Source organism: Pseudomonas sp. Pseusp9, from assembly GCF_059491265.1.
This window is the reverse complement of record NZ_CP168500.1, coordinates 4017068-4036493: the sequence shown is the minus strand read 5'-3', so window position 1 is coordinate 4036493 and position 19426 is coordinate 4017068. Positions and strand designations below refer to the sequence as shown.

Genomic DNA, 19426 nt, shown 5'->3' with positions numbered 1-19426 from the left:
CATGGCTAGAATGCCGCTAAACAGCCTGTCAGAGCCGAGATGATGAACAGTGGGATTGTATTTGCGATGTTGGCGGGTGCCATTTGGGGAGGGGTGATCATCGCCCCTTCATTGCTGCCGGAATTCAATGCCGTACTGATCAGCAGTGTGCGGTTTGCGATGTACGGATTGATCTCGCTGCTTGTGGCGTTGCCCATTGCGTCCCGTCTGATCTCGCAGTTGACGCGCCGTGATGCCTTGATGCTGCTACGGCTTTCATTCACCGGGAACATTCTGAATTACGCGTTGCTGGGCGCGTCCGTACAACTGAGCGGGGTGACTGCCGCCGCCCTTATCAACGGCATGATGCCGGTTGCCATTACCTTCCTGGGGCGTGGTGATGCCGGATCCCTGCCCGTGACAAAGCTCAAGCTGCCCCTGCTTCTGATATTCCTGGGCATCGTATCGGTCAGTCTCGAACACTCAGGCGCGCGGGCAGCGGGTACCACGCTGTCTTCCCAGTTGCTGGGCCTTGCCTGCGGGTTCAGCGGTGTGGTCTGTTGGTCCTGGTACGCCACCCATAACGCCCGTTATCTCAAGCAAAGCCATTTCAACAGCAGCGAATGGTCGACGTTGTTGGGGATCGTGACGGGCGTCGTGGCAGTCGTGTTCGGCATCGCTGCCTTGATCCTGTTCCCGAACCTGGTACCCGCTCAGGTTGAAAACAGCCGCTGGACAGCTTTGCTGTGGGTCTGCCTGTTCCTGGCACTTTGTGGCTCGTGGATTGCCAATGGGCTGTGGAATGCCTGCTCGCGTCGACTGGCCACCTCGTTGAGTGGCCAGATGATCGTGTTCGAAACGCTGTTTGCCTGTGTATACGGTTTTCTGTTCAGCCAGCGGGTGCCTGGCTTGATGGAGTTGGCGTCGATCGTGTTGTTGGTGGGTGGGGTCGTGTGGGCGGCGAAGCGTCACCGAATGGCACCGGTAAAACATGCTGAATCGTAGCCGCTGATGGTCGTTTTCTGCCGGTGCTGATCACCACTCAGTTTAATTTCATGGCGGGTAAGGTTTGCCTGTGGTTCAACTTCCCAACATATCGTAGGGTGTCGGGTAGCGACAAAGAACACCGACCTTTCAAGGATGTTGAAGATGGCCACTCACCCTGCCTCTGGAGATGCGCGCGTTGCCGTGCTCGTAGATTGCGACAATGTTTCACCCGACGTTTTGGAGCACGCTCTTCGGGTTGTCGCGCAGTTCGGTCGGATCGTTCTGCGGCGCGGTTATGGCAACCATGCCACGCTGGCCAATAAATGGCAGGAAGCTCTGGTCCGCCTGGCCTTCACTCCCTGCCTTCAATACCAGTACGCCTCCGGCAAAAACACGTCCGATATCGCCCTTGCGCTCGATGCACTGGAAGCCCTTTTTGACCACAGAGCCGACATGTTCTGCCTGGTTACCAGCGACTCTGACTTCGCCTACCTGTGCCGCAAACTTCGCGAGCGTGGAGCATCTGTATGCATTGTCGGTGAAGCTAAGACGCCTGATGCCTTGCGAAATGCCAGTGATCAGTTTTTCGAGTGGAACCGTCCTGCCCCCGTTGTAGAGCAAATGGCAGCCACTGCCATAATCACTCAATCAGATTGCTCCCCTAAAACGGGTTCGAGCAAGGAGGAGTCTGCAACTCATGTGGTTAAGCGCAGGCCCAAGTTTGTTGTTGAGGCGGTGTCGTTGCTGGCCAGTGGTGCAACTGACGGTAAAGTCACAGCAGGCTTACTGGGCGCCTACCTGAAACGCACCGATCCAGCTTTTTCACCTAGTGTGTACGGGCACTCCGGATTGGTCGACATGATCAAAACCTACGACTTGCTGACGGCGGTGATGGAGCCTGGCGGCCATTGGATGGTCGGGATTGCCACCAAAGAGGGTCAGCCAGAGCTGTCTACCCATGGCAAGTAGTTCATGGCCGTCTGCGTTTGGATGGCCACTGCACAAAGCCACAAATCTCAGTGCAACGAACGCTTTTATGAAGCCTCTTTGGATGGATTAGGCAACGGTCACTGTGTTTTGCCTGGATCAGCTGACGGCGGCGCAACCCAAAGCTGCCGGTCAGCAGCGGCAGAATTCGGCCAATAGCTGCCGGTGCGACCGGTTGAGTCCACAGCCAAAAGCAGCCCTTCACGACCAGTAAATCCATGGTTATAGGGCTGACATGGCTTGCTTAAGGCATAGTGCTGCCACTTTTAATGACTTGATATGCATATACCTTGCGCCGTCAGAAATTACTCTTCCAGATACCCAACATGCTCTTCAAAAGTTCTAAATTTCGATCCGTCAAGGGCAGTCAATCCCTCGTTTGTGTACAGGAATACGTATGATTTATTGCCGGTATAGCCTCCAAAACTATTCTTTGCATTAACCATACATGGAGTCACCCAGCCAAATTGAGGTGCTCTATCCCTGAACTGTCGCGCCCATCCTTTTCTAGTCGCTGTACACTCCAGCTTCAAAGAGTCTGGATCCTTAAGCACACCAACCAGATACCCTCGAATCATAGAGTCAATCTCTTGTGCTGATGGTTTTTGAGGGTAGCGTGCATTTGCCATGTCGGAACTGTTTACGGCGACAGTGCAGCCAGAAACCAACAAAACAACCATAAAACATAAAGCATAAGTTTTCATGAATTATCCAATTAATTATATTTATTTAAAAAAGCGACTTGTAAGTCGGTTGCTTATTGGCTTCCCAGTGAGCGAAGCGAGCAACCTGAATCGCTAGTTAGAGTAATGTGTATGTTTATTTTGATTGCATCTTTAGCTTGAAAGACTTTCGATACAACTCTTGTTTCTCATTTATTTTTTTGCAGTTGGCTGTTGCGTCACTAAGTTCTTTGCCAATATTTGGATCGTTGCGCTCTACTGCAGCATTCCAATGTGCCAGCGCCCCATTATAAATGGAGTCGGCAGTTGATACGATATTTTCACTTTTCCAGCCGGCTTCAACAAGTGCTCCCATGGTAGCAATTCTCCATCCGTTAGCTTTTTGATGCAAATCTTCTGCATTTGCCGGTTGCCCTTGGGCGACCTGAACCCGGCTATAAAATTCAAGCATACCTGCACAAAAACCAAGTTGCTGCGCGTCATCGTAAGCTTGGGATTTATTTATGTCAGCAGCGTGCGCATTAAAAACTAACGCTACAAGGATGATTTTTATCGGCGTTGCGAGTTTGATTTTTATCTTCATTTTTTTGGCTCGACTCTGTATGGGTCTAACTAAAAAAACTCAAGTTACGCACTACTCCCCTTGGACGAGTGTAGTGCATAGTATTCCGGCAGCAATGTGATTTGCGTCCGAGCCTCACCTTCATTGAATCGCTTCATGATCGTCCTCAGCACGATCTTGACGATTAGAAGGTTAGACAATCGCTGGCGTTTTCACACAGCCTGGGTAGATTGCTGCCGCTGCCTCTCTTTGGGGGGGTCAATGAAACTGAGGTGCAGACTCGCCGAGCGCTTTACGCTGATACTCGTTAACAGCAGCGAACAACGCTTCCGCTTCGAGACGCAGTTTCTCTAATTCGTCCGCGGGTCGAGTCTCTTGCGCTTCATGGTATCGGCGCACCGCCTGCACCGCCTGTACCGCCTGTTCCACCAACGCTTCGCCTACCTTCATTTTTCATTCAGGCTCTGGTTTTCTTTGCTATCTCGATCCTTGATCATCGATTTCTCCGCTTCCAATTGTTGTGGAGGTCAGAATAGTCGTCCTCCAGTTCTGTATCCACATCACCAATTCCCCCCGTCTGAAGCTTCCAAAATTGACGGACTGAGTTTGGCCGTTTTCAGCCCTTACGACAGGCAGCTATCGGCCATAAGCAGCCAGTCGCAAATGTCCACGAAACCATGGGCGATTCACTCTGGCGCACACAGGTTTTCAGCTTCCCTCAGCCCTCGGTTCCCGACCGGGAGCGCGGCGCCTACACCGTTGCCATTATCATTTGTCGTCCATCTTTGTTGACGATTGTGGCCGGCGCTCAGTGTTCTCTTCGGCGTTGGGCGCCTCTGGAAAACTCCCTGGCGTGAACACGTGGGTCTGCAATTCGCTGGCATCGACTTCGGCGACACCCTGAACCGAACGGGCCAGATCAATGACCTGGTCACACTGTCTATGGGTGTTGACGCGGCCGCTCAACCCCACTTTGCCCGCATGGGTTTTGACATTGATATGCAGGCTCAGGGTCGGATCGGAAAAAGCCAGGGCCGACTTCACCTTGGCGGTAATCCATGCATCGTGAACGGCCATTTCCAGGCCATGAGAGTAATGCTGGAAGGAGTGGATTTTCATGGCTGAACCCTCTGTCACGTAATCAGACGTACTGTCATTCCATTTGCTGTACTGCCCTCTGCCTGTCAGGTGAACGCTATGGATACCTGTTTCGTTCTGGAGCGCTCGCCACGCAAACATTGGCAGTGATTAATTATAGTACGGCTGTTGCATCGACCGGATGGATAGCGGTTGGCTTAGCGCAACTCGAAATCGGACAGATCAATCCAGACCAAAGTGCGACTGCGATCCGGTTGCAAGTCAGCGCCACATGGGTGTACCCGCCTGCGACTCGGAAAGCGGATGCCCTGCACTTCAATAAAGTCATAAACATATTGAGCCGCCTCCAGGCCACCGGACACGTCCACCTGATAGTCGTGACGTCGCAGCAGGAAATCAGGCCCGAAGTAGAAATCCTGAACAGCACTGTGGGTAGCGATAGCCGGGGGGAACTTTGCGCGCAGAACCCGCCACATTTCACCGTTCTCGTACCAAGGTGCGACCTCTTGTACGGCAACCCCTGGCATGACAAGCAAGAATGGCGTCGACAGATAGGTCCACAGCGCATAGCCACTGAAATAGGCCCGGTGCAGTGGATCCCAGGGTGTGCGCGCGCCGTGCCCGTCAAACGCTGACCCTGGATTGTCGCGCTGCGCAATGGTCTCGCCCTGGCTGTTGCTGATCACGACCCGGTCCGGAACGAAAGTCATGACAAACCCCGGGGCTCCATAGGGCGTGAGGGTCACCCATTCTTCCTGTGTCTTCGTAGTGATACTGCGCGGGTTAGCATCCGTGACAATACCCTTGGTCGCCCAGAATTCACCGCCGGTAACGATTCTGGCACTTACCGTCCCGAAGGCATTCCAGCGCTCAAGTCCGCCATGGGCGGCAATCACTTGCTTCAGAAGATCATTCATAACACGCCTCCGTTAGTCGGCATGACATAGGCCGGCAGACCTGCGGCGAAAACGGCGACCCACCACCCAGCGGCTTTTGTCGCAGGCGAGAGCGTGGGCCGCTTCAGTAGTCGGACTGGCGATCGCCGTAACCGCTGGCCAGTGCGACGCAGGCTGGACTGGTCACCCAGCCGGCAGCTCATCAGGACGTAATAATGGTTTGCTCGAGATAAACGGTTTCGTGCACTGCCCTCGAATATGGGCACAGCAGATGCGCCGAGTGCACAATGGTTTCGGCGACATTCTGTACCAGGCCAGGCATGCGGACAGTGAACCGGGCATTGAAGAACCAGCCCGGCCCCGTCTGGCCCAGGTCGATCTGGATATCCACGGAATAGTCCGGTGGCAGCACGACATTTTTTTGCGCGGCCACGAGCCCCAGCGCAGTGATATAGCAGGCCGACCAGGCACCTGCAAACAACTGTTCGGCGGTCGGGTGCGGTTCGGCCGCGATTATTTCATGCCTGTCACCTCCAGGCGCAGACAGTCTGATGTCGACGACGCCGTAATCGCCACGCTGGGCGCTTGGGTCGCGGTTGACAGTGGTGTGGGTCGTACCCGAGTAAATGACTTTTTCGAGCTTGGTCATGACAGTTTCCTCAGTTTGAGTTCAGATCAGAACAACCTTCTGATTGGTGCGTTGATCATCGCGCCGGCGGCAATCGCAACGTGGCTTTTCACCTGTTGGCCAAGAACGCATTTGTAGTTAAAGAGTTCTATGTATCGTGCGTGTATCGCGTGAAGGCTGATTTTGTCGGAGCACGTATCTCTGCTGCGCACTGATACAGTGCAATACAAAGATCGATTGGGTCTGTCCCGAACGGGGCAAGACGCTGGTGTAGCGCAGGGGGCTATCCTGCTGTGAAGATCAGCGAGTTGCCTGATATTGGTCAGGCTTCGCTGGATTTCGTCCAGTGAGGGTTGGACTATCCCGGCTCAGATAGACATCCCTGATAAAATTCCGGACTCAACAGCGGCCCATTGCGACTGACCGCTTTTGGCTGTGGATTAACCGGTCATAGCCATAAGGCGCGGTAGTCAACCCCATACAAATGCCTGCCCGGCTCGAATGCAATCAGGTAAGCAAATCCATGCAATTGACCATCACGCCTTGACCCAGCGCTGGCGACTCCAGCTGCTCAAACCATCAACGGCAAACACCAGCAGCAACATCGCCAGGATCACCGTGCTGGCCTGGGCCTCCTGGAACAGGCTGAGGCTGACATAGAGCATCTGCCCCAAGCCGCCGGCACCGACAAAACCGAGCACGCTGGCCATGCGGATGTTGTTTTCCCAGCGGTACAGAATGTACGCCAGCAGCTGTGGAAACAGGTTGGGCAGGGTGCCGTAACAGAAGGCCCAGACGACGTTGCCGCCTTGCAGGCGGATGGCTTCGGCCGGTTGTGCCGGGGTGTTTTCCAGGGCTTCGGCGAACAGGCGGCCGAGTACGCCGGTGGTGTGCATGGCCAGCGCCAGGGTCCCGGCGTTCGGGCCGAGTCCGGCGGCCAGCACCATCAGCGCCGCCCACACCAGTTCCGGAATGGCGCGAAGGGCGTTGAGCACAAGGCGCGATGCGCTCTGCAACGGCCAACCGAAACGCCCGGCCGCCGGCAGTGCCAGGAGCATTCCGAACACGGCGGCGAGCAGGGTGCCGAGGGCCGACATGGCCATGGTTTCCACGGCGCCACGGCCGATGGCTTGCAGATGACCGGCGCTCAGGTCCGGGCTGAGAAAACGCAGCACGTAGGCGCCCATCTGCTTCAGGTTGCCGCTGCCGGTCAGCTCGCCGAGATCGATGCCCAGATAGCTGAACGAGGCGACGACCGCTGCGACGATGCCCAGGATCAGCAACAGGTTGACCAGGCGATTCATGCGAACCTCCAGCGCAGCAGGCGGCTGATCTGATCGGCGAAAAGCACCAACAGGAGAAAGGTCAGCAACATGCTCGCCACTTCACCGCCGGCGAACATGCGCAAGGACAAGTCGATCTGCTGGCCGAGCCCGCCAGCGCCGACAAAGCCCATGACCACGGAGGCGCGGATCGCGCATTCCCAGCGATACACGGTGTACGACAGCAACTCGGCCCCGACATTGGGCAGGATGCCGTAGCAGAAGGCCGCCAGCCGGCCACTGCCGGCTTGCAGCAATGAGTGGACGGGGCGCTGGTCGACCGACTCGAAGATCTCCGCGTAGACCTTGCCCAGCATGCCGCTGTAGGTAATGGCAATGGCCAGCACCCCGGCCGTCGGGCCAAGGCCGACGGCGCGCACGAACAGCAAGGCCCAGACGATTTCCGGCACGCTGCGCAGGAAAATCAGCAGCCCACGCACCGGCCAGCGCAACAGCCGGCCCAGGGCGCTCGGGCGACCGCTGCGCGAGGCGGCCGACAGCGACAGCGCCCGGCTGGCCAGCAGGCTGGCGGGCACGGCCAGCAATAAGGCCAAGGCCATGCCGGCGGTGGCGATGGCCAGTGTCTGCAGCGTGGCTTGCCACAGCAACTGGAGGAATTCTTCGCCATGGGCGGGTGGCCAGAAGGCCGAAACGAAACGGCCCATTTCACTCTGGCTGTCGGCTTGGAGCAGCACGCCCAGGTCCAGTTCGCTGAAATGGATGCCAGGCCACAGCAGGGCAAGCGCCAACAGACTGAGCAACAGCCGAGGCAGGGTGGCCGGGTCCCGCATATCACGCGTCAGCATCGGGGTATCTGCACACTCAAGGGCACCACCGGGACGGGCGGCGATTGCAGTTGCTCGTTGGCGTAGAGCTTGTCGAGCAGCGCGTGGTCGACGTCGCTGGCGGGCAGGTCGAACAGGACCTGGCCATCGCGCAGGCCGATGATGCGCGAGAAGTGCGTCAGGGCCAGCTCCACCGCATGCAGGCTGGCGACCAGCGTCACCTGGTGTTCCCGGGCATGGCGGCAGAGGATCGACAGGGTGTGCCCGGCCAGTACCGGGTCCATCGCTGACACCGGCTCGTCGGCCAGCAGCACCTCGGGCGCCTGGTACAGCACGCGGGCAATGCCCACGCGCTGCAGTTGGCCGCCGGACAATTGCTGGCACTGGGCGAACAGCTTGTCACTGAGGTCCAGCTTGAGCAGTGCCGCCCGCGCTCCCGGAACGTCCACCGGATGCAACAGGCTCAACAGGCTTTTGGCGAACCCCCATTGCCCCAGTTTTCCGGCCAGCACCGCCGTGACCACCCGTTGCCGCGGTGGCAGAGGCGGTGCCTGATGGACCAGGCCGATGCGTGCGCGCAAGCGCTGGCGCTGGCGGGCGCCGAGCTGCCAGGCGTGCTCGCCGAGCACTTCGACCGTGCCGCTGCCGGGGCGCAGGGCGGTCGCCAGCAGGTTGAGCAGGCTCGACTTGCCGGCACCGGACGGCCCGATGATTGCGACCTGCTCACCGGCAGCGATGTGCAGGTCGACCTCATGCAGCGCACGCACGCCATTGCCGTGGGTGAGGCTGACCCGGTTCAGGTGCAATGTCATTTCAGCAGGTCGGCAGCGCGCGCGGCTTCCTCGATGCCCTTGTAGTTCTCAGGCTTGGTCTCGATGAAGCGGCTGGCGGCCTGCAGGTCCAGAATGGCTTTTTGCTCCGGCTTGGCCGGGTCGAGCGCGAGCAAGGCTACCTTGATCTTGTCGGCGAGGGCCGGGTCGAGGGTGCCGCGCACGGTCCAGTTGTAATCGAAATAGGCTGGCGTGGTGGCGAAGACCTTGACCTTGTCGGTATCGACCTTGCCGGCCTTGACCAGTTTTTCCCAGACGCTGGCATTGAGTACACCGGCGTCCACTTTGCCTGCCTGAACCCAGGCGACCGTGGCGTCGTGGGCGCCGGAGTAGCCGACGCGGCTGAAGTAGGTTTCCGGCTTGATGCCGTCCTTGAGCATGAAATAACGCGGCATCAGGCTGCCGGAAGTGGAAGACACCGAACCGAAGGCAAACGACTTGCCCTTGAGGTCGGCCAGCGACTTGACGTTCGGATCGGCGGTGATGAACTTGCTGGTGAACTGGGCATCCTGCTCACGCTGTACCAGTGGAATGGCATTGCCCGTTTTCAGTCGCGCCTGCACGAACGTGAAGCCACCCAGCCAGGCCATGTCGATGCGGTCAGTGGCCAGCGCCTCGACCACCGCCGGGTAGTCGGACACCGGCACGAACTCGACTTTCATGCCCAGTTGTTGCTCGAGATAAGCGCCCAGAGGCGTGAACTTGCGCAGCAATTCGGTCGGGGCTTCGTCGGGAATGGCGCTGACCTTGAGGGTGTCGGCAGCCTGTGCCAGCAGGGCGGAAAAGGATAGGGTCAGGCCGACGGCCAATGCCAGGGTACGTTTGAGCATGGAAGTTCTCCGGTTCAATAGCGGAAAAATGTCGATGCGCCCCGCACAAGCTGATTGCTGCACGACGCTTCGTGAGGGTAGACGAAAACGCCGCGATTATAGGGACTCTTGTTTGCTTGACCAGCCTGCAATATGGGTGACGGCGCAAAAAACTGTGGGAGCGAGCCTGCTCGCGAATGTGGTGTGTCATTCAATATCGATGTTGAATGAACTGACGCTTTCGCGAGCAGACTCGCTCCCACAGGGGTACGGTGCTCAGGACTTGGCTGATGTTTGGGACAACTTACATCCTTGCCAACGCCTGCGCCAGATCGGCCCGCAAGTCCTCGACATCTTCGACCCCCACCGACAACCGCACCAACCCGTCACCGATGCCCAGTTCTGCGCGGGTGTCGGCGGGAATGGTGGCGTGGGTCATGATCGCCGGGTGTTCGATCAGGCTTTCCACGCCGCCCAGGCTCTCGGCCAGGGCGAAGATCCGCACGTTCTCGAGGAAGCGTTTGGCGCCGGCCAGGTCGCTGTTGAGATCGAGGGAAATCATCCCGCCGTAAGCGCGCATTTGCTGGCGTGCCAGCGCGTGCTGCGGGTGTGACGGCAGGCCGGGGTAATACACCCGCGACACTTGCGGTTGGCGTTCCAGCCACTGCGCCAGGTCCAGCGCATTACTGCAATGACGTTCCATGCGCAGCGCCAGGGTTTTTACGCCGCGCAGGGTGAGGAACGCATCGAACGGGCCGGCAATGGCGCCGACGGCGTTTTGCAGGAAGCCCAGGCGTTCGGCCAGTTCGGCGTTCTGCCCGACCACGGCGATGCCGCCGATCACGTCGGAGTGGCCGTTCAGGTATTTGGTGGTCGAGTGCAGCACGATGTCGAAACCCAGTTCCAGCGGGCGCTGGATCCACGGGCTGGCGAAGGTGTTGTCGGCCACGCAGATGATGCCGCGCGCGCGGCAGGTGCGGGCGATGGCGGCAAGGTCGGTGAGGCGCAGCAGCGGATTGCTCGGGGTCTCGACCATGACCATCCGGGTGTCGTCCTGCAGGGACGCCTCGAACGCCGCCAGGTCGGTCAGGTCGACGAAGCTGAAGCGGTGCCCGGCGCTGCGCTGGCGCACCTTGTCGAACAGGCGGAAGGTGCCGCCGTAAAGGTCGTTGCCGGAGACGATGTGCGAGCCGGCGTCGAGCAGTTCCAGCACGGTGGAAATGGTCGCCAGGCCCGAGGCGAACGCAAAGGCCCGGGTGCCGCCTTCGAGGTCGGCCACGCAGCGTTCCAGCGCCCAGCGCGTCGGGTTGTGCGAGCGCCCGTAGTCGAGGCCTTTGTGCACCCCGGGGCTCTGCTGCAGGTAGGTGGAGTTGGCATAGATCGGCGGCATCAGCGCCCCGGTCGACGGGTCCGGCGTTTGCCCGGCATGGATCACGCGGGTGGCGAAGCCCCGTGGCGGGGCGTTTTCATCGTGCTGACTCATGGCAGGGATCTCCGCAGGTGGTTGAGCATGTCGGTTCGGGTAATCAGGCCGTGGAAACCCGAGGCGTCCTTGATGATCGCCACCAGTCCACGGCCCAGCTCTGCCTCCAGTTCAGCCAGCGTGGCGTCGGGGGACAGGGTTTGCAGCTTGTCGGTCATGGCACTGGCCACGGCTTTACGGAAGTGCGCAACGTCTTCATGCACCCCCAGCAGGATGTCGGACTCGTCGATCACGCCGACCAGTTGTTTGCCGTTCACCAGCACCGGCAGTTGCGACACATCCGCCAGGCGCATGCGCTGGAAGGCGGTGAGCAGGGTGTCGTCGGGGCCGACGCTGATCACCCGGCCGTCCTCGAAGCGCCGCGCGATCAGGTCGCGCAGGTCACCGTATTGCTTGCGTTGCAGCAGGCCCTGATCGTTCATCCACTGGTCGTTGTAGATCTTCGACAGGTAGCGCGTACCGGTGTCGCAGACGAAGCTCACCACCCGTTTCGGCGTGGTCTGTTCGCGGCAGTAACGCAATGCGGCGGCCAGCAGGGTGCCGGTCGAGGAACCGCCGAGAATGCCTTCGGCGCGCAGCAACTGGCGGGCGTGGTCGAAGCTTTCTTCATCGCTGATCGAATAGGCGTGGCGCACGCTGGACAGGTCGGCAATCGACGGAATGAAGTCTTCGCCGATGCCTTCCACCGCCCACGAACCGGGGGTGGGCAGGGTGCCGCTGCGGCTGTACTCGGCCATCACCGAACCGACCGGGTCGGCCAGGACCATTTCCAGCTCCGGCTGCACGCGTTGGAAAAAGCGCGTCAGCCCGGTCAGGGTCCCGGCGGAACCGACGCCGACGACGATGGCGTCCAGATCATGCTGGGTCTGCGCCCAGATCTCCGGCGCGGTGCTGTATTCGTGGGCCAGCGGGTTGGCCGGGTTGTTGAACTGGTCGGCGAAGAACGCATCGGGAATTTCCGCGGCCAGCCGCGCAGCGACATCCTGGTAGTACTCGGGATGGCCCTTGCCGACATCGGAGCGGGTGATGTGCACCTCGGCGCCCATGGCCTTGAGGTGCAGGACCTTCTCGGTGGACATCTTGTCCGGCACCACCAGCACCACCCGGTAACCCTTGGCGCGACCGACCAGGGCCAGGCCCAGGCCGGTGTTGCCGGCGGTGGCTTCGACAATGGTGCCGCCGGGGCGCAGGCGGCCGTCGCGTTCGGCGGCATCGATCATCGCCAGACCGATGCGGTCCTTGATCGAACCGCCGGGGTTCTGCGATTCGAGTTTGAGAAACAGTGTGCACGGGCCGGTATCGAACCGGCTGACCCGTACCAGAGGTGTATTGCCGATCAGTTCGAGTACGGCAGGGCGGGAGTTGTCAGGCATGTCGTCACTTCCTTGCGCAAATACCCACTGGGTGGACAGTGGCCTGCGATGTGCCATCAGGCCTCGATCGCAGGCATTGCATCGCTAGGACCATAGGCCGGGATCGGGCCTGCCGCAACCTCATGCGGCCAGCCGGTTGCCTCGACGCTTTTTCCTCGCCAGCGACCACAAAAAACATAATTTCGCTATTTCCCGGCTCCGAACAGAATGCGGCCAACACCCTGACACCGATAGCCGCAGCAGAAGAACAACAGTGATCAGAATCGAGGCGGCAGCCATGACCGACCTGAATCAAACCACCTTTCAGAAGTGCACAGCCATGACAGTTGATAGAACCGAAATTGATACGCTTGTTATTGGCGCCGGCCAGGCCGGCGTGGCCATGAGTGAACACCTGAGCAAACTCGGAGTGCCCCACCTCGTGCTGGAGCGCAACCGTATCGCCGAAGCCTGGCGCACCGGCCGCTGGGATTCGCTGGTGGCCAATGGTCCTGCCTGGCACGACCGCTTCCCGGGCCTGGAATTCGACGGCCTGGACCCGGATGCCTTCGCCGGGAAAGAGCAGGTGGCTGAGTACTTCGAAGCCTACGCCCGCAAGTTCAACGCACCGATCCGCACCGGCGTTGACGTGAAGAAAGTAGAGCGCAATGCCGATCGTCCGGGTTTCACCGTTGAAACCTCCGATGGCGTGATCGAGGCCCGCCACGTGGTGGTCGCCACCGGCCCGTTCCAGCGTCCGGCCATTCCGCCCATTGCTCCTGAAATCGCTGGCATCAGCCAAATTCACTCCGCCCAATACTACAACCCGCAGCAATTGGCTGAAGGCGCGGTATTGGTGGTGGGCGCCGGTTCCTCGGGCGTGCAGATCGCCGATGAACTGCAACGTTCCGGCAAGCAGGTCTACCTGTCGGTCGGCGCCCACGATCGTCCGCCGCGTGCCTATCGCAACCGCGATTTCTGCTGGTGGCTGGGGGTGCTTGGCGAGTGGGATGCCGAGGCCATGCAGCCGGGCAAGGAGCACGTGACCATCGCCGTGAGCGGTGCCCGCGGCGGTCACACCGTGGACTTCCGCCGGCTGGCTCATCAGGGCATGACCCTGGTCGGTCTGACCCAGGCGTTCAACGGCGCGCTGGTGAGTTTCGAAGACAACCTCGCCGACAACATCCGGCGCGGCGATGAAAACTACCTCGCGCTGCTCGACAAGGCTGACGCCTATATCGAACGCAACGGCCTGGACCTGCCGCTGGAACCCGAAGCCCGCGCGATGCTGGCCGATCCGGACTGTGTGATCCAGCCGATTCTTGAGCTCGACCTGGTCAAGGCCGGCGTGACCACGATCATCTGGGCCACCGGTTACTCCACCGATTACAGCTGGCTGAAGGTCGATGCCTTCAAGGACAACGGCAAGCCGCAGCACCAACGCGGCGTGTCGGCCGAGCCGGGCGTGTATTTCGTCGGCTTGCCTTGGCAGTCCCGTCGTGGCTCCGCGTTCATCTGGGGCGTTTGGCACGACGCCAAGCACATCGCCGATCACATCGTTAAACAGCGCACCTATTTCAACTATCGGGATGCGACCCAGCGTCAAGCGGACGCCGCCCGTGCACCTCTTCAGAAAGCCAGCCTCATGGGAGTTCGTTAATGCCTACTCATACCCGCATCCGCATGTTCAACACCAAAGACACCTACCCGAACCAGACGCTCGACAACGACCTGTGCCAGGCCGTGCGCGCCGGCAACACCGTGTATGTCCGTGGCCAGGTCGGTACCGATTTCAACGGCCAACTGGTGGGCCTCGGTGATCCGCGCGCCCAGGCCGAACAGGCCATGCGCAACGTCAAGCAACTGCTCGAAGAGGCCGGCAGCGACCTGAGCCACATCGTCAAGACCACCACTTACCTGATCGACCCGCGCTATCGCGAGCCGGTGTACCAGGAAGTCGGCAAGTGGCTCAAGGGTGTGTTCCCGATTTCCACGGGCCTGGTGGTCAGCGCCCTCGGCCAGCCGCAGTGGCTGATGGAAATCGATGTGATCGCTGTCATCCCTGAATAAGGAATTCGCCATGACCTTTTCCATCGTTGGTCGCTGCGCCGAGACCGGCCAGCTGGGCATTGCCATCAGCTCTTCGAGCATTGCCGTCGGCGCGCGTTGCCCCTGGCTGCGGGCCGGTGTCGGCGCGGTGTCGAGCCAGAACATCACGCTGCCGGCCCTCGGCCCGCAGATCCTCGATGAACTGGCCAACGGCTCGGCGCCGCCCCAGGCACTGGACCGCTCATTGACCCGCAATGGCTACAGCCAGTACCGCCAGGTGGCGGTGGTCGACGCCCAGGGACGCACGGCGGTGTTCAGCGGCAACCATGCGCTGGGCATCAACAACGCCCTGGCCGGCGACCAATGTGTGGCGGCCGGCAACCTGCTGGCCAACAGTGGGGTGATCGAGGCGATGGTCGCGGCGTTCGAAAACAGCGAAGGCTGCCTCGCCACCCGACTGATGAGCGCGTTGCAGGCCGGGCAGGATGCCGGGGGCGAAGCCGGCGCGGTGCACTCGGCGGCGTTGTCGGTGGTCGGTGACCTGACCTGGCCGATTGTCGACCTGCGAGTGGATTGGGCCGATGAAAACCCGATCGGCGAGCTGGGCAAACTGTGGTCTGCCTACGAGCCGCAACTGCAGGACTACCTGACCCGTGCCCTCAATCCGACCCTGGCTCCGAGCTATGGAGTGCCCGGCGATGAGTGAGTTGCGCAGCCGCGCCATGCTCGCGCGAATGATCGGGTTCGCCACGGTCAGCCGCGATTCGAACCTGGCGCTGATCGAGTTCGTGCGTGACTACCTGCACGGACTGGGCGTGGATTGCGAACTGATCTACAACGCCGAGCGGACCAAGGCCAATCTGTTGGCCTCGGTCGGCCCGCGCGTGGCCGGCGGCATCGTGCTGTCCGGGCATACCGATGTGGTGCCGGTGGACGGTCAGGCGTGGACGGTCGAGCCGTTCTGCCTGAGCGAGGCACACGGCAAGCTTTACGGACGCGGCACCGCGGACATGAAGGGCTATCTGGCTTCTGTGTTGGCGGCCGTGCCGATGTTTCTGCAAAGTCCTTTGAAGCGCCCGGTGCACCTGGCGTTCTCCTATGACGAGGAGGTCGGTTGCCTTGGCGTCCGCGGGTTGCTGGAAGTGCTGCCGCAACGCATCCCGGCACCGGCGTTGTGCCTGATCGGCGAGCCGACCGAACTCAAGCCGGTGCTCGGCCACAAGGGCAAGTTGGCGATGCGTTGCCACGTGCGCGGCGCCGCCTGTCATTCGGCTTACGCGCCTTATGGGGTCAACGCCATCGAGCAGGCTGCCCGCCTGATCGGTCGGCTGGGTGACATCGGCACGCGCCTGGCTGAACCGCAACATCACGACGAGCGTTTCGACCCGGCGTATTCGACGGTGCAGGTAGGTGTGATTTCCGGCGGGACGGCGTTGAACATCGTGCCGCAGAACTGCCGTTTTGATTTCGAAGTGCGCGCCTTGCCGGGCTTTGCACCGGAAGCAGTCGCCGATGAGCTGCAAAACTACGCCGAGCAAACCTTGCTGCCGGCGATGCAGGCGGTGAAGGCCGACACATCCATTCGCTTTGAAAAAATCTCGGCCTATCCCGGCCTGGCGACACCTGCCGACAGCGCGGCGGCGCGGCTGATTGCCCAGCTGTGCGGCAGCGATGATTTCAGCACCGTGGCCTTTGGCACCGAAGGCGGGCTGTTCGATCAGGCCGGCATACCGTCGGTGGTCTGCGGTCCCGGCAGCATGGATCAGGGGCACAAGCCCGATGAATTTGTCAGCGTCGAACAGATGGCGGCCTGTGACCGCCTGATGGATCGCCTGGCGGCTTACTTGAGTGAATCCGAACACCCATAACAACAACGGGCCATTCAGGCCCGAGGAAGCGATCCATGTCCAGATCCTTGCGTTGCAGTGTTCCGTTTGCCCTGGCGTTGTTGAGTGCCAGTGTGTGGGCGGCCCCCCAGGACCTCACCGTGATTTCCTTCGGTGGCGCTACCAAGCAGGCCCAGGATAAAGCCTATTTCCAGCCCTTCAACGCCAGCGGCGCGGGCAACATCATCGCCGGGGAGTACAACGGCGAGCTGTCGAAAATCAAGGCCATGGTCTCGGCCGGGCACACCAGTTGGGACGTGGTGGAAGTCGAAAGCCCCGAGTTGCTGCGCGGCTGCGAGGAGGGTTTGTTCGAGAAGCTCGATGCCGGACGCTTCGGTGATTCGGCGAACTTCGTGCCGGGTGCGCTGACCGAATGCGGGGTGGCCACTTATGTCTGGTCGATGGTCATGGCTTATGACCAGAGCAAGCAGGCCAGGGCGCCGCAATCCTGGGCGGACTTCTGGAACGTCGCCGACTTCCCGGGCAAGCGCGGCCTGCGCAAGAGCGCCAAGTACACCCTGGAAATCGCCTTGCTCGCCGACGGCGTCAAGGCGGACGATGTGTACAAGGTGTTGAACACCCCGCAAGGCGTGACTCGGGCCTTTGCCAAGCTCGACCAGATCAAGCCGAACATCCAGTGGTGGGAGGCGGGCGCCCAACCGGCGCAATGGCTGGTGGCCGGGGACGTGGTGATGAGCGCGGCCTACAACGGCCGGATTGCCTCGGCGCAGAAGGAAGGCATGAAACTGAGCATCGTCTGGCCGCAAAGCCTTTACGACCCGGAATACTGGGCGGTGGTCAAGGGCACGCCGAACAAGGCGTTGGCGGAAAACTTCATTGCATTTGCCAGCCAGCCGCAGACGCAAAAAGTCTTCTCGGAAAACATCCCTTACGGGCCAGTGCATCGCCAGACCCTGCCGTTGCTGCCCAAGGACGTGCAAGAGCAGTTGCCGACCGCCGAGGCCAACCTGGCCGGTGCGCGGGCAGTGGATGCCGAGTTCTGGGTCGACCATGGCGAGGAGCTTGAGCAGCGCTTCAACGCCTGGGCTGCGCGGTAACACAGGCACCAAAGCCCCCCTGTAGGAGCGAGCCTGCTCGCGATGGCGGTGCATCAGTCAACAGAGATGTTGAAGCTGATGGCCTCATCGCGAGCAGGCTCGCTCCTACAGGGATTTCTTCGTTCCGGTTGTCACGGTGTGCTGATCAATATTTTGATTTTTATTGGTTTTTTCTGCCGACCAATCCATAAAACTGCGCAATCTTTTTTAACGTTTAAAGGCACAAATTAACTAATTTTCCTCCCGCCGCTCTTTGTCCATGATCGCTCCCAACAAGAAATGCGCCGTTGCGTTGGCGCACACCGAAGTACGAACACGTACTCATCCTTGCCTTGGAGTTCGTCATGTCCACCACCGCTTCATCCGCCCCGCTCATCGAGAAACACACGATCGGGTACGTCCCCCCTGAGGATCGCCACGGAAAGGTCAAAGATCTGTTCACCCTGTGGTTCGGCGGCAATATCGCGCCGTTGCCCATCGTCACCGGCGCGCTCGGCGTGCAGTTGTTCCACCTGAACCTGGTCTGGGGCATTGTCGCCATCATCGTTGGCCATCTGGTCGGCGGTGTGCTGATGGCGTTGCACTCGGCGCAAGGCCCGCAAATGGGCATTCCGCAGATGATCCAGAGTCGCGCACAGTTCGGTTCATTGGGCGCGTTGCTGGTGGTGGTGATTGCCGGCGTGATGTACATCGGTTTCTTCGCCTCCAACATCGTCCTGGCCGGCAAGTCGCTGCATGGCGTGGTCGAGAGTGTGCCGGTATCGGTCGGCATCGTCCTCGGCGGCCTCGGTTCGGGGATCATCGGCATCATCGGCTACCGCTTCATCCATGTGCTCAACCGCATCGGCACCTGGGTGCTGGGGCTGGGCATCGTGCTGGGCTTCGGCTACATCCTGACCCACGTGCAGACCGATGACTTCCTGACCCGCGGCAGTTTCAACATCTCCGGCTGGCTGGCCACGGTGTCGCTGGCAGCGCTCTGGCAGATCGCGTTCGCGCCTTACGTGTCCGACTACTCGCGTTACCTGCCCAAGGACGTGAAAGTCAGCTCGACCTTCTGGGCGACCTACCTCGGCTCGTCGCTGGGCTCGATCCTGTCGTTCGTGTTCGGCGCCGTTGCCGTGCTGGCAACGCCAGTGGGCATGGACACCATGGACGCCGTGAAGCTTGCAACCGGTGCCATCGGCCCGTTGATGCTTGTGCTGTTCCTGCTCAGCGTAATCAGCCATAACGCCCTGAACCTGTATGGCGCCGTGCTGTCGGTGATCACCTTGCTGCAAACCTTCGCCCATCGCTGGATTCCGACGGCGCAAAGCCGGGCGGTGCTGTCGCTGATCATCCTGGCTGGTTGCTGCGTGGCGGCCATCGGCGCCTCGGCGGACTTCATCGGGCACTTCGTCGACCTGGTACTGGCGTTGCTGGTGGTGCTGGTGCCCTGGACCGCGATCAACCTCATCGACTTCTACGCGATCCACAAGGGTGACTACGACATCGCCTCGATCTTCCGCGTCGACGGCGGTATCTATGGCCGCTTCAATCCGCAGGCGCTGCTGGCCTACGCCATCGGCATCGTGGTGCAGATTCCGTTCATGAACACGCCGATCTACACCGGGCCCGTGGCGGTGCATATCGACGGTGCGGATCTGTCCTGGCTGGTTGGTCTGGTGGTCACCACGCCGCTGTACTACTGGCTGGCCAACCGTGACACGGCTTATCGTCGGCGCCAGACCATGGCCGGGTTGATGCCTGCCCGTTAATTCCTTACACCACCGAACGCTCTACCCGCAGGAGCTGCCGCTGGCTGCGATCTTTTGACTTCAAAGGATCAATGCCCCGGCAGCTTTTTGCATTCATGGCATGCCTGACAGTCGTTCCAGCCATGGCCCGCGATCCTTTCCCCGCTGCTCTCTCATTCACCTTCCTCCAAAGTCGTTGTGCGACCGCTCAGTCATCTTTTTGAAAAAATTTTCTGACGCGTGTTGACAGTTCAATTCGTTCAAAACTACTCTGCATACATCGCTGCACACATGAC

At 60.3% G+C, this 19426-nt stretch carries 20 protein-coding genes; 8 read left to right on the top strand and 12 right to left on the bottom strand.

What is annotated here, in order from left to right; genetic code table 11:
• The first annotated feature begins 39 nt into the window (after positions 1–39).
• Both ACEN8E_RS18090 and ACEN8E_RS18085 read left to right on the top strand, forming a co-directional pair.
• Positions 40–984, top strand: coding sequence for a DMT family transporter (locus tag ACEN8E_RS18090; protein WP_495589284.1), 945 nt, complete (start codon positions 40–42; stop codon positions 982–984).
• A gap of 144 nt (positions 985–1128) precedes the next feature.
• Positions 1129–1935 (top strand): NYN domain-containing protein, encoded by an 807-nt coding sequence (locus tag ACEN8E_RS18085; RefSeq protein WP_495589283.1) that lies wholly within the window; start codon positions 1129–1131, stop codon positions 1933–1935.
• 323 nt (positions 1936–2258) lie between these two features.
• Here the strand turns inward: ACEN8E_RS18085 and ACEN8E_RS18080 are convergent, their stop codons facing one another.
• The 12 genes from ACEN8E_RS18080 to ACEN8E_RS18025 form a co-directional block, all read right to left on the bottom strand.
• Entirely contained in the window at positions 2259–2657 is a 399-nt protein-coding gene (locus ACEN8E_RS18080) for a hypothetical protein (RefSeq protein ID WP_495589282.1), read from the bottom strand.
• Positions 2658–2772: 115 nt separating this feature from the next.
• A complete protein-coding gene (locus ACEN8E_RS18075) occupies positions 2773–3219 on the bottom strand; it encodes a hypothetical protein (RefSeq protein ID WP_495589281.1) in 447 nt (148 codons plus the stop codon).
• Positions 3220–3456: 237 nt separating this feature from the next.
• A complete protein-coding gene (locus ACEN8E_RS18070) occupies positions 3457–3648 on the bottom strand; it encodes a hypothetical protein (RefSeq protein ID WP_495589280.1) in 192 nt (63 codons plus the stop codon).
• 318 nt (positions 3649–3966) lie between these two features.
• Positions 3967–4317, bottom strand: a complete 351-nt coding sequence (locus tag ACEN8E_RS18065) for a BON domain-containing protein (RefSeq protein WP_495589279.1) — start codon at positions 4315–4317, stop codon at positions 3967–3969.
• 176 nt (positions 4318–4493) lie between these two features.
• The gene (locus tag ACEN8E_RS18060; RefSeq protein ID WP_495589278.1) at positions 4494–5213 is read right to left on the bottom strand and encodes a hypothetical protein; all 720 of its coding nucleotides are present in this window, start codon (positions 5211–5213) and stop codon (positions 4494–4496) included.
• A gap of 181 nt (positions 5214–5394) precedes the next feature.
• Positions 5395–5841 (bottom strand): OsmC family protein, encoded by a 447-nt coding sequence (locus tag ACEN8E_RS18055; RefSeq protein WP_495589277.1) that lies wholly within the window; start codon positions 5839–5841, stop codon positions 5395–5397.
• A gap of 515 nt (positions 5842–6356) precedes the next feature.
• Positions 6357–7124, bottom strand: a complete 768-nt coding sequence (phnE, locus tag ACEN8E_RS18050) for a phosphonate ABC transporter, permease protein PhnE (RefSeq protein WP_495589276.1) — start codon at positions 7122–7124, stop codon at positions 6357–6359.
• Positions 7121–7948 (bottom strand): PhnE/PtxC family ABC transporter permease, encoded by an 828-nt coding sequence (locus ACEN8E_RS18045; RefSeq protein ID WP_495589275.1) that lies wholly within the window; start codon positions 7946–7948, stop codon positions 7121–7123. Before ACEN8E_RS18045 ends, phnE begins: the two co-directional genes overlap by 4 nt.
• A complete protein-coding gene (locus tag ACEN8E_RS18040; RefSeq protein WP_429372332.1) occupies positions 7942–8739 on the bottom strand; it encodes a phosphonate ABC transporter ATP-binding protein in 798 nt (265 codons plus the stop codon). The genes ACEN8E_RS18045 and ACEN8E_RS18040 overlap by 7 nt, the downstream gene beginning before the upstream one ends.
• Positions 8736–9587, bottom strand: coding sequence for a putative selenate ABC transporter substrate-binding protein (locus ACEN8E_RS18035; RefSeq protein WP_495589274.1), 852 nt, complete (start codon positions 9585–9587; stop codon positions 8736–8738). The genes ACEN8E_RS18040 and ACEN8E_RS18035 overlap by 4 nt, the downstream gene beginning before the upstream one ends.
• A gap of 283 nt (positions 9588–9870) precedes the next feature.
• On the bottom strand, positions 9871–11049 hold the full coding sequence (locus tag ACEN8E_RS18030; protein WP_495589273.1) for a trans-sulfuration enzyme family protein: 1179 nt from the start codon (positions 11047–11049) through the stop codon (positions 9871–9873).
• Positions 11046–12422 (bottom strand): pyridoxal-phosphate dependent enzyme, encoded by a 1377-nt coding sequence (locus tag ACEN8E_RS18025; RefSeq protein ID WP_495589272.1) that lies wholly within the window; start codon positions 12420–12422, stop codon positions 11046–11048. The genes ACEN8E_RS18030 and ACEN8E_RS18025 overlap by 4 nt, the downstream gene beginning before the upstream one ends.
• A gap of 277 nt (positions 12423–12699) precedes the next feature.
• On the opposite strand from ACEN8E_RS18025, the gene ACEN8E_RS18020 reads away from it, so the two are divergent.
• The 6 genes from ACEN8E_RS18020 (at position 12700) to ACEN8E_RS17995 (ending at position 19151) form a co-directional block, all read left to right on the top strand.
• The gene (locus ACEN8E_RS18020; RefSeq protein ID WP_495589271.1) at positions 12700–14061 is read left to right on the top strand and encodes a flavin-containing monooxygenase; all 1362 of its coding nucleotides are present in this window, start codon (positions 12700–12702) and stop codon (positions 14059–14061) included.
• Positions 14061–14471, top strand: coding sequence for a RidA family protein (locus ACEN8E_RS18015; protein ID WP_003201555.1), 411 nt, complete (start codon positions 14061–14063; stop codon positions 14469–14471). Before ACEN8E_RS18020 ends, ACEN8E_RS18015 begins: the two co-directional genes overlap by 1 nt.
• A 10-nt stretch (positions 14472–14481) precedes the next feature.
• On the top strand, positions 14482–15156 hold the full coding sequence (locus ACEN8E_RS18010; RefSeq protein WP_495589270.1) for a DUF1028 domain-containing protein: 675 nt from the start codon (positions 14482–14484) through the stop codon (positions 15154–15156).
• The gene (gene argE, locus ACEN8E_RS18005) at positions 15149–16318 is read left to right on the top strand and encodes an acetylornithine deacetylase (protein ID WP_495589269.1); all 1170 of its coding nucleotides are present in this window, start codon (positions 15149–15151) and stop codon (positions 16316–16318) included. Before ACEN8E_RS18010 ends, argE begins: the two co-directional genes overlap by 8 nt.
• A gap of 35 nt (positions 16319–16353) precedes the next feature.
• On the top strand, positions 16354–17394 hold the full coding sequence (locus tag ACEN8E_RS18000; protein WP_495589268.1) for an ABC transporter substrate-binding protein: 1041 nt from the start codon (positions 16354–16356) through the stop codon (positions 17392–17394).
• 344 nt (positions 17395–17738) lie between these two features.
• Positions 17739–19151 carry a purine-cytosine permease family protein gene (locus ACEN8E_RS17995; protein WP_495589267.1) on the top strand — a complete coding sequence of 471 codons (1413 nt, stop codon included), beginning with the start codon at positions 17739–17741 and terminating at the stop codon, positions 19149–19151.
• Positions 19152–19426 lie beyond the last annotated feature (275 nt).

Bases quoted from the DNA above. Each gene is read 5' to 3' on its own strand.
- ACEN8E_RS18090 (WP_495589284.1), top strand. From the start codon at position 40: ATGATGAACAGTGGGATTGTATTTGCGATGTTGGCGGGTGCCATTTGG.
- ACEN8E_RS18085 (WP_495589283.1), top strand. From the start codon at position 1,129: ATGGCCACTCACCCTGCCTCTGGAGATGCGCGCGTTGCCGTGCTCGTA.
- ACEN8E_RS18080 (WP_495589282.1), bottom strand. From the start codon at position 2,657: ATGAAAACTTATGCTTTATGTTTTATGGTTGTTTTGTTGGTTTCTGGC.
- ACEN8E_RS18075 (WP_495589281.1), bottom strand. From the start codon at position 3,219: ATGAAGATAAAAATCAAACTCGCAACGCCGATAAAAATCATCCTTGTA.
- ACEN8E_RS18070 (WP_495589280.1), bottom strand. From the start codon at position 3,648: ATGAAGGTAGGCGAAGCGTTGGTGGAACAGGCGGTACAGGCGGTGCAG.
- ACEN8E_RS18065 (WP_495589279.1), bottom strand. From the start codon at position 4,317: ATGAAAATCCACTCCTTCCAGCATTACTCTCATGGCCTGGAAATGGCC.
- ACEN8E_RS18060 (WP_495589278.1), bottom strand. From the start codon at position 5,213: ATGAATGATCTTCTGAAGCAAGTGATTGCCGCCCATGGCGGACTTGAG.
- ACEN8E_RS18055 (WP_495589277.1), bottom strand. From the start codon at position 5,841: ATGACCAAGCTCGAAAAAGTCATTTACTCGGGTACGACCCACACCACT.
- phnE (WP_495589276.1), bottom strand. From the start codon at position 7,124: ATGAATCGCCTGGTCAACCTGTTGCTGATCCTGGGCATCGTCGCAGCG.
- ACEN8E_RS18045 (WP_495589275.1), bottom strand. From the start codon at position 7,948: ATGCTGACGCGTGATATGCGGGACCCGGCCACCCTGCCTCGGCTGTTG.
- ACEN8E_RS18040 (WP_429372332.1), bottom strand. From the start codon at position 8,739: ATGACATTGCACCTGAACCGGGTCAGCCTCACCCACGGCAATGGCGTG.
- ACEN8E_RS18035 (WP_495589274.1), bottom strand. From the start codon at position 9,587: ATGCTCAAACGTACCCTGGCATTGGCCGTCGGCCTGACCCTATCCTTT.
- ACEN8E_RS18030 (WP_495589273.1), bottom strand. From the start codon at position 11,049: ATGAGTCAGCACGATGAAAACGCCCCGCCACGGGGCTTCGCCACCCGC.
- ACEN8E_RS18025 (WP_495589272.1), bottom strand. From the start codon at position 12,422: ATGCCTGACAACTCCCGCCCTGCCGTACTCGAACTGATCGGCAATACA.
- ACEN8E_RS18020 (WP_495589271.1), top strand. From the start codon at position 12,700: ATGACCGACCTGAATCAAACCACCTTTCAGAAGTGCACAGCCATGACA.
- ACEN8E_RS18015 (WP_003201555.1), top strand. From the start codon at position 14,061: ATGCCTACTCATACCCGCATCCGCATGTTCAACACCAAAGACACCTAC.
- ACEN8E_RS18010 (WP_495589270.1), top strand. From the start codon at position 14,482: ATGACCTTTTCCATCGTTGGTCGCTGCGCCGAGACCGGCCAGCTGGGC.
- argE (WP_495589269.1), top strand. From the start codon at position 15,149: ATGAGTGAGTTGCGCAGCCGCGCCATGCTCGCGCGAATGATCGGGTTC.
- ACEN8E_RS18000 (WP_495589268.1), top strand. From the start codon at position 16,354: ATGTCCAGATCCTTGCGTTGCAGTGTTCCGTTTGCCCTGGCGTTGTTG.
- ACEN8E_RS17995 (WP_495589267.1), top strand. From the start codon at position 17,739: ATGTCCACCACCGCTTCATCCGCCCCGCTCATCGAGAAACACACGATC.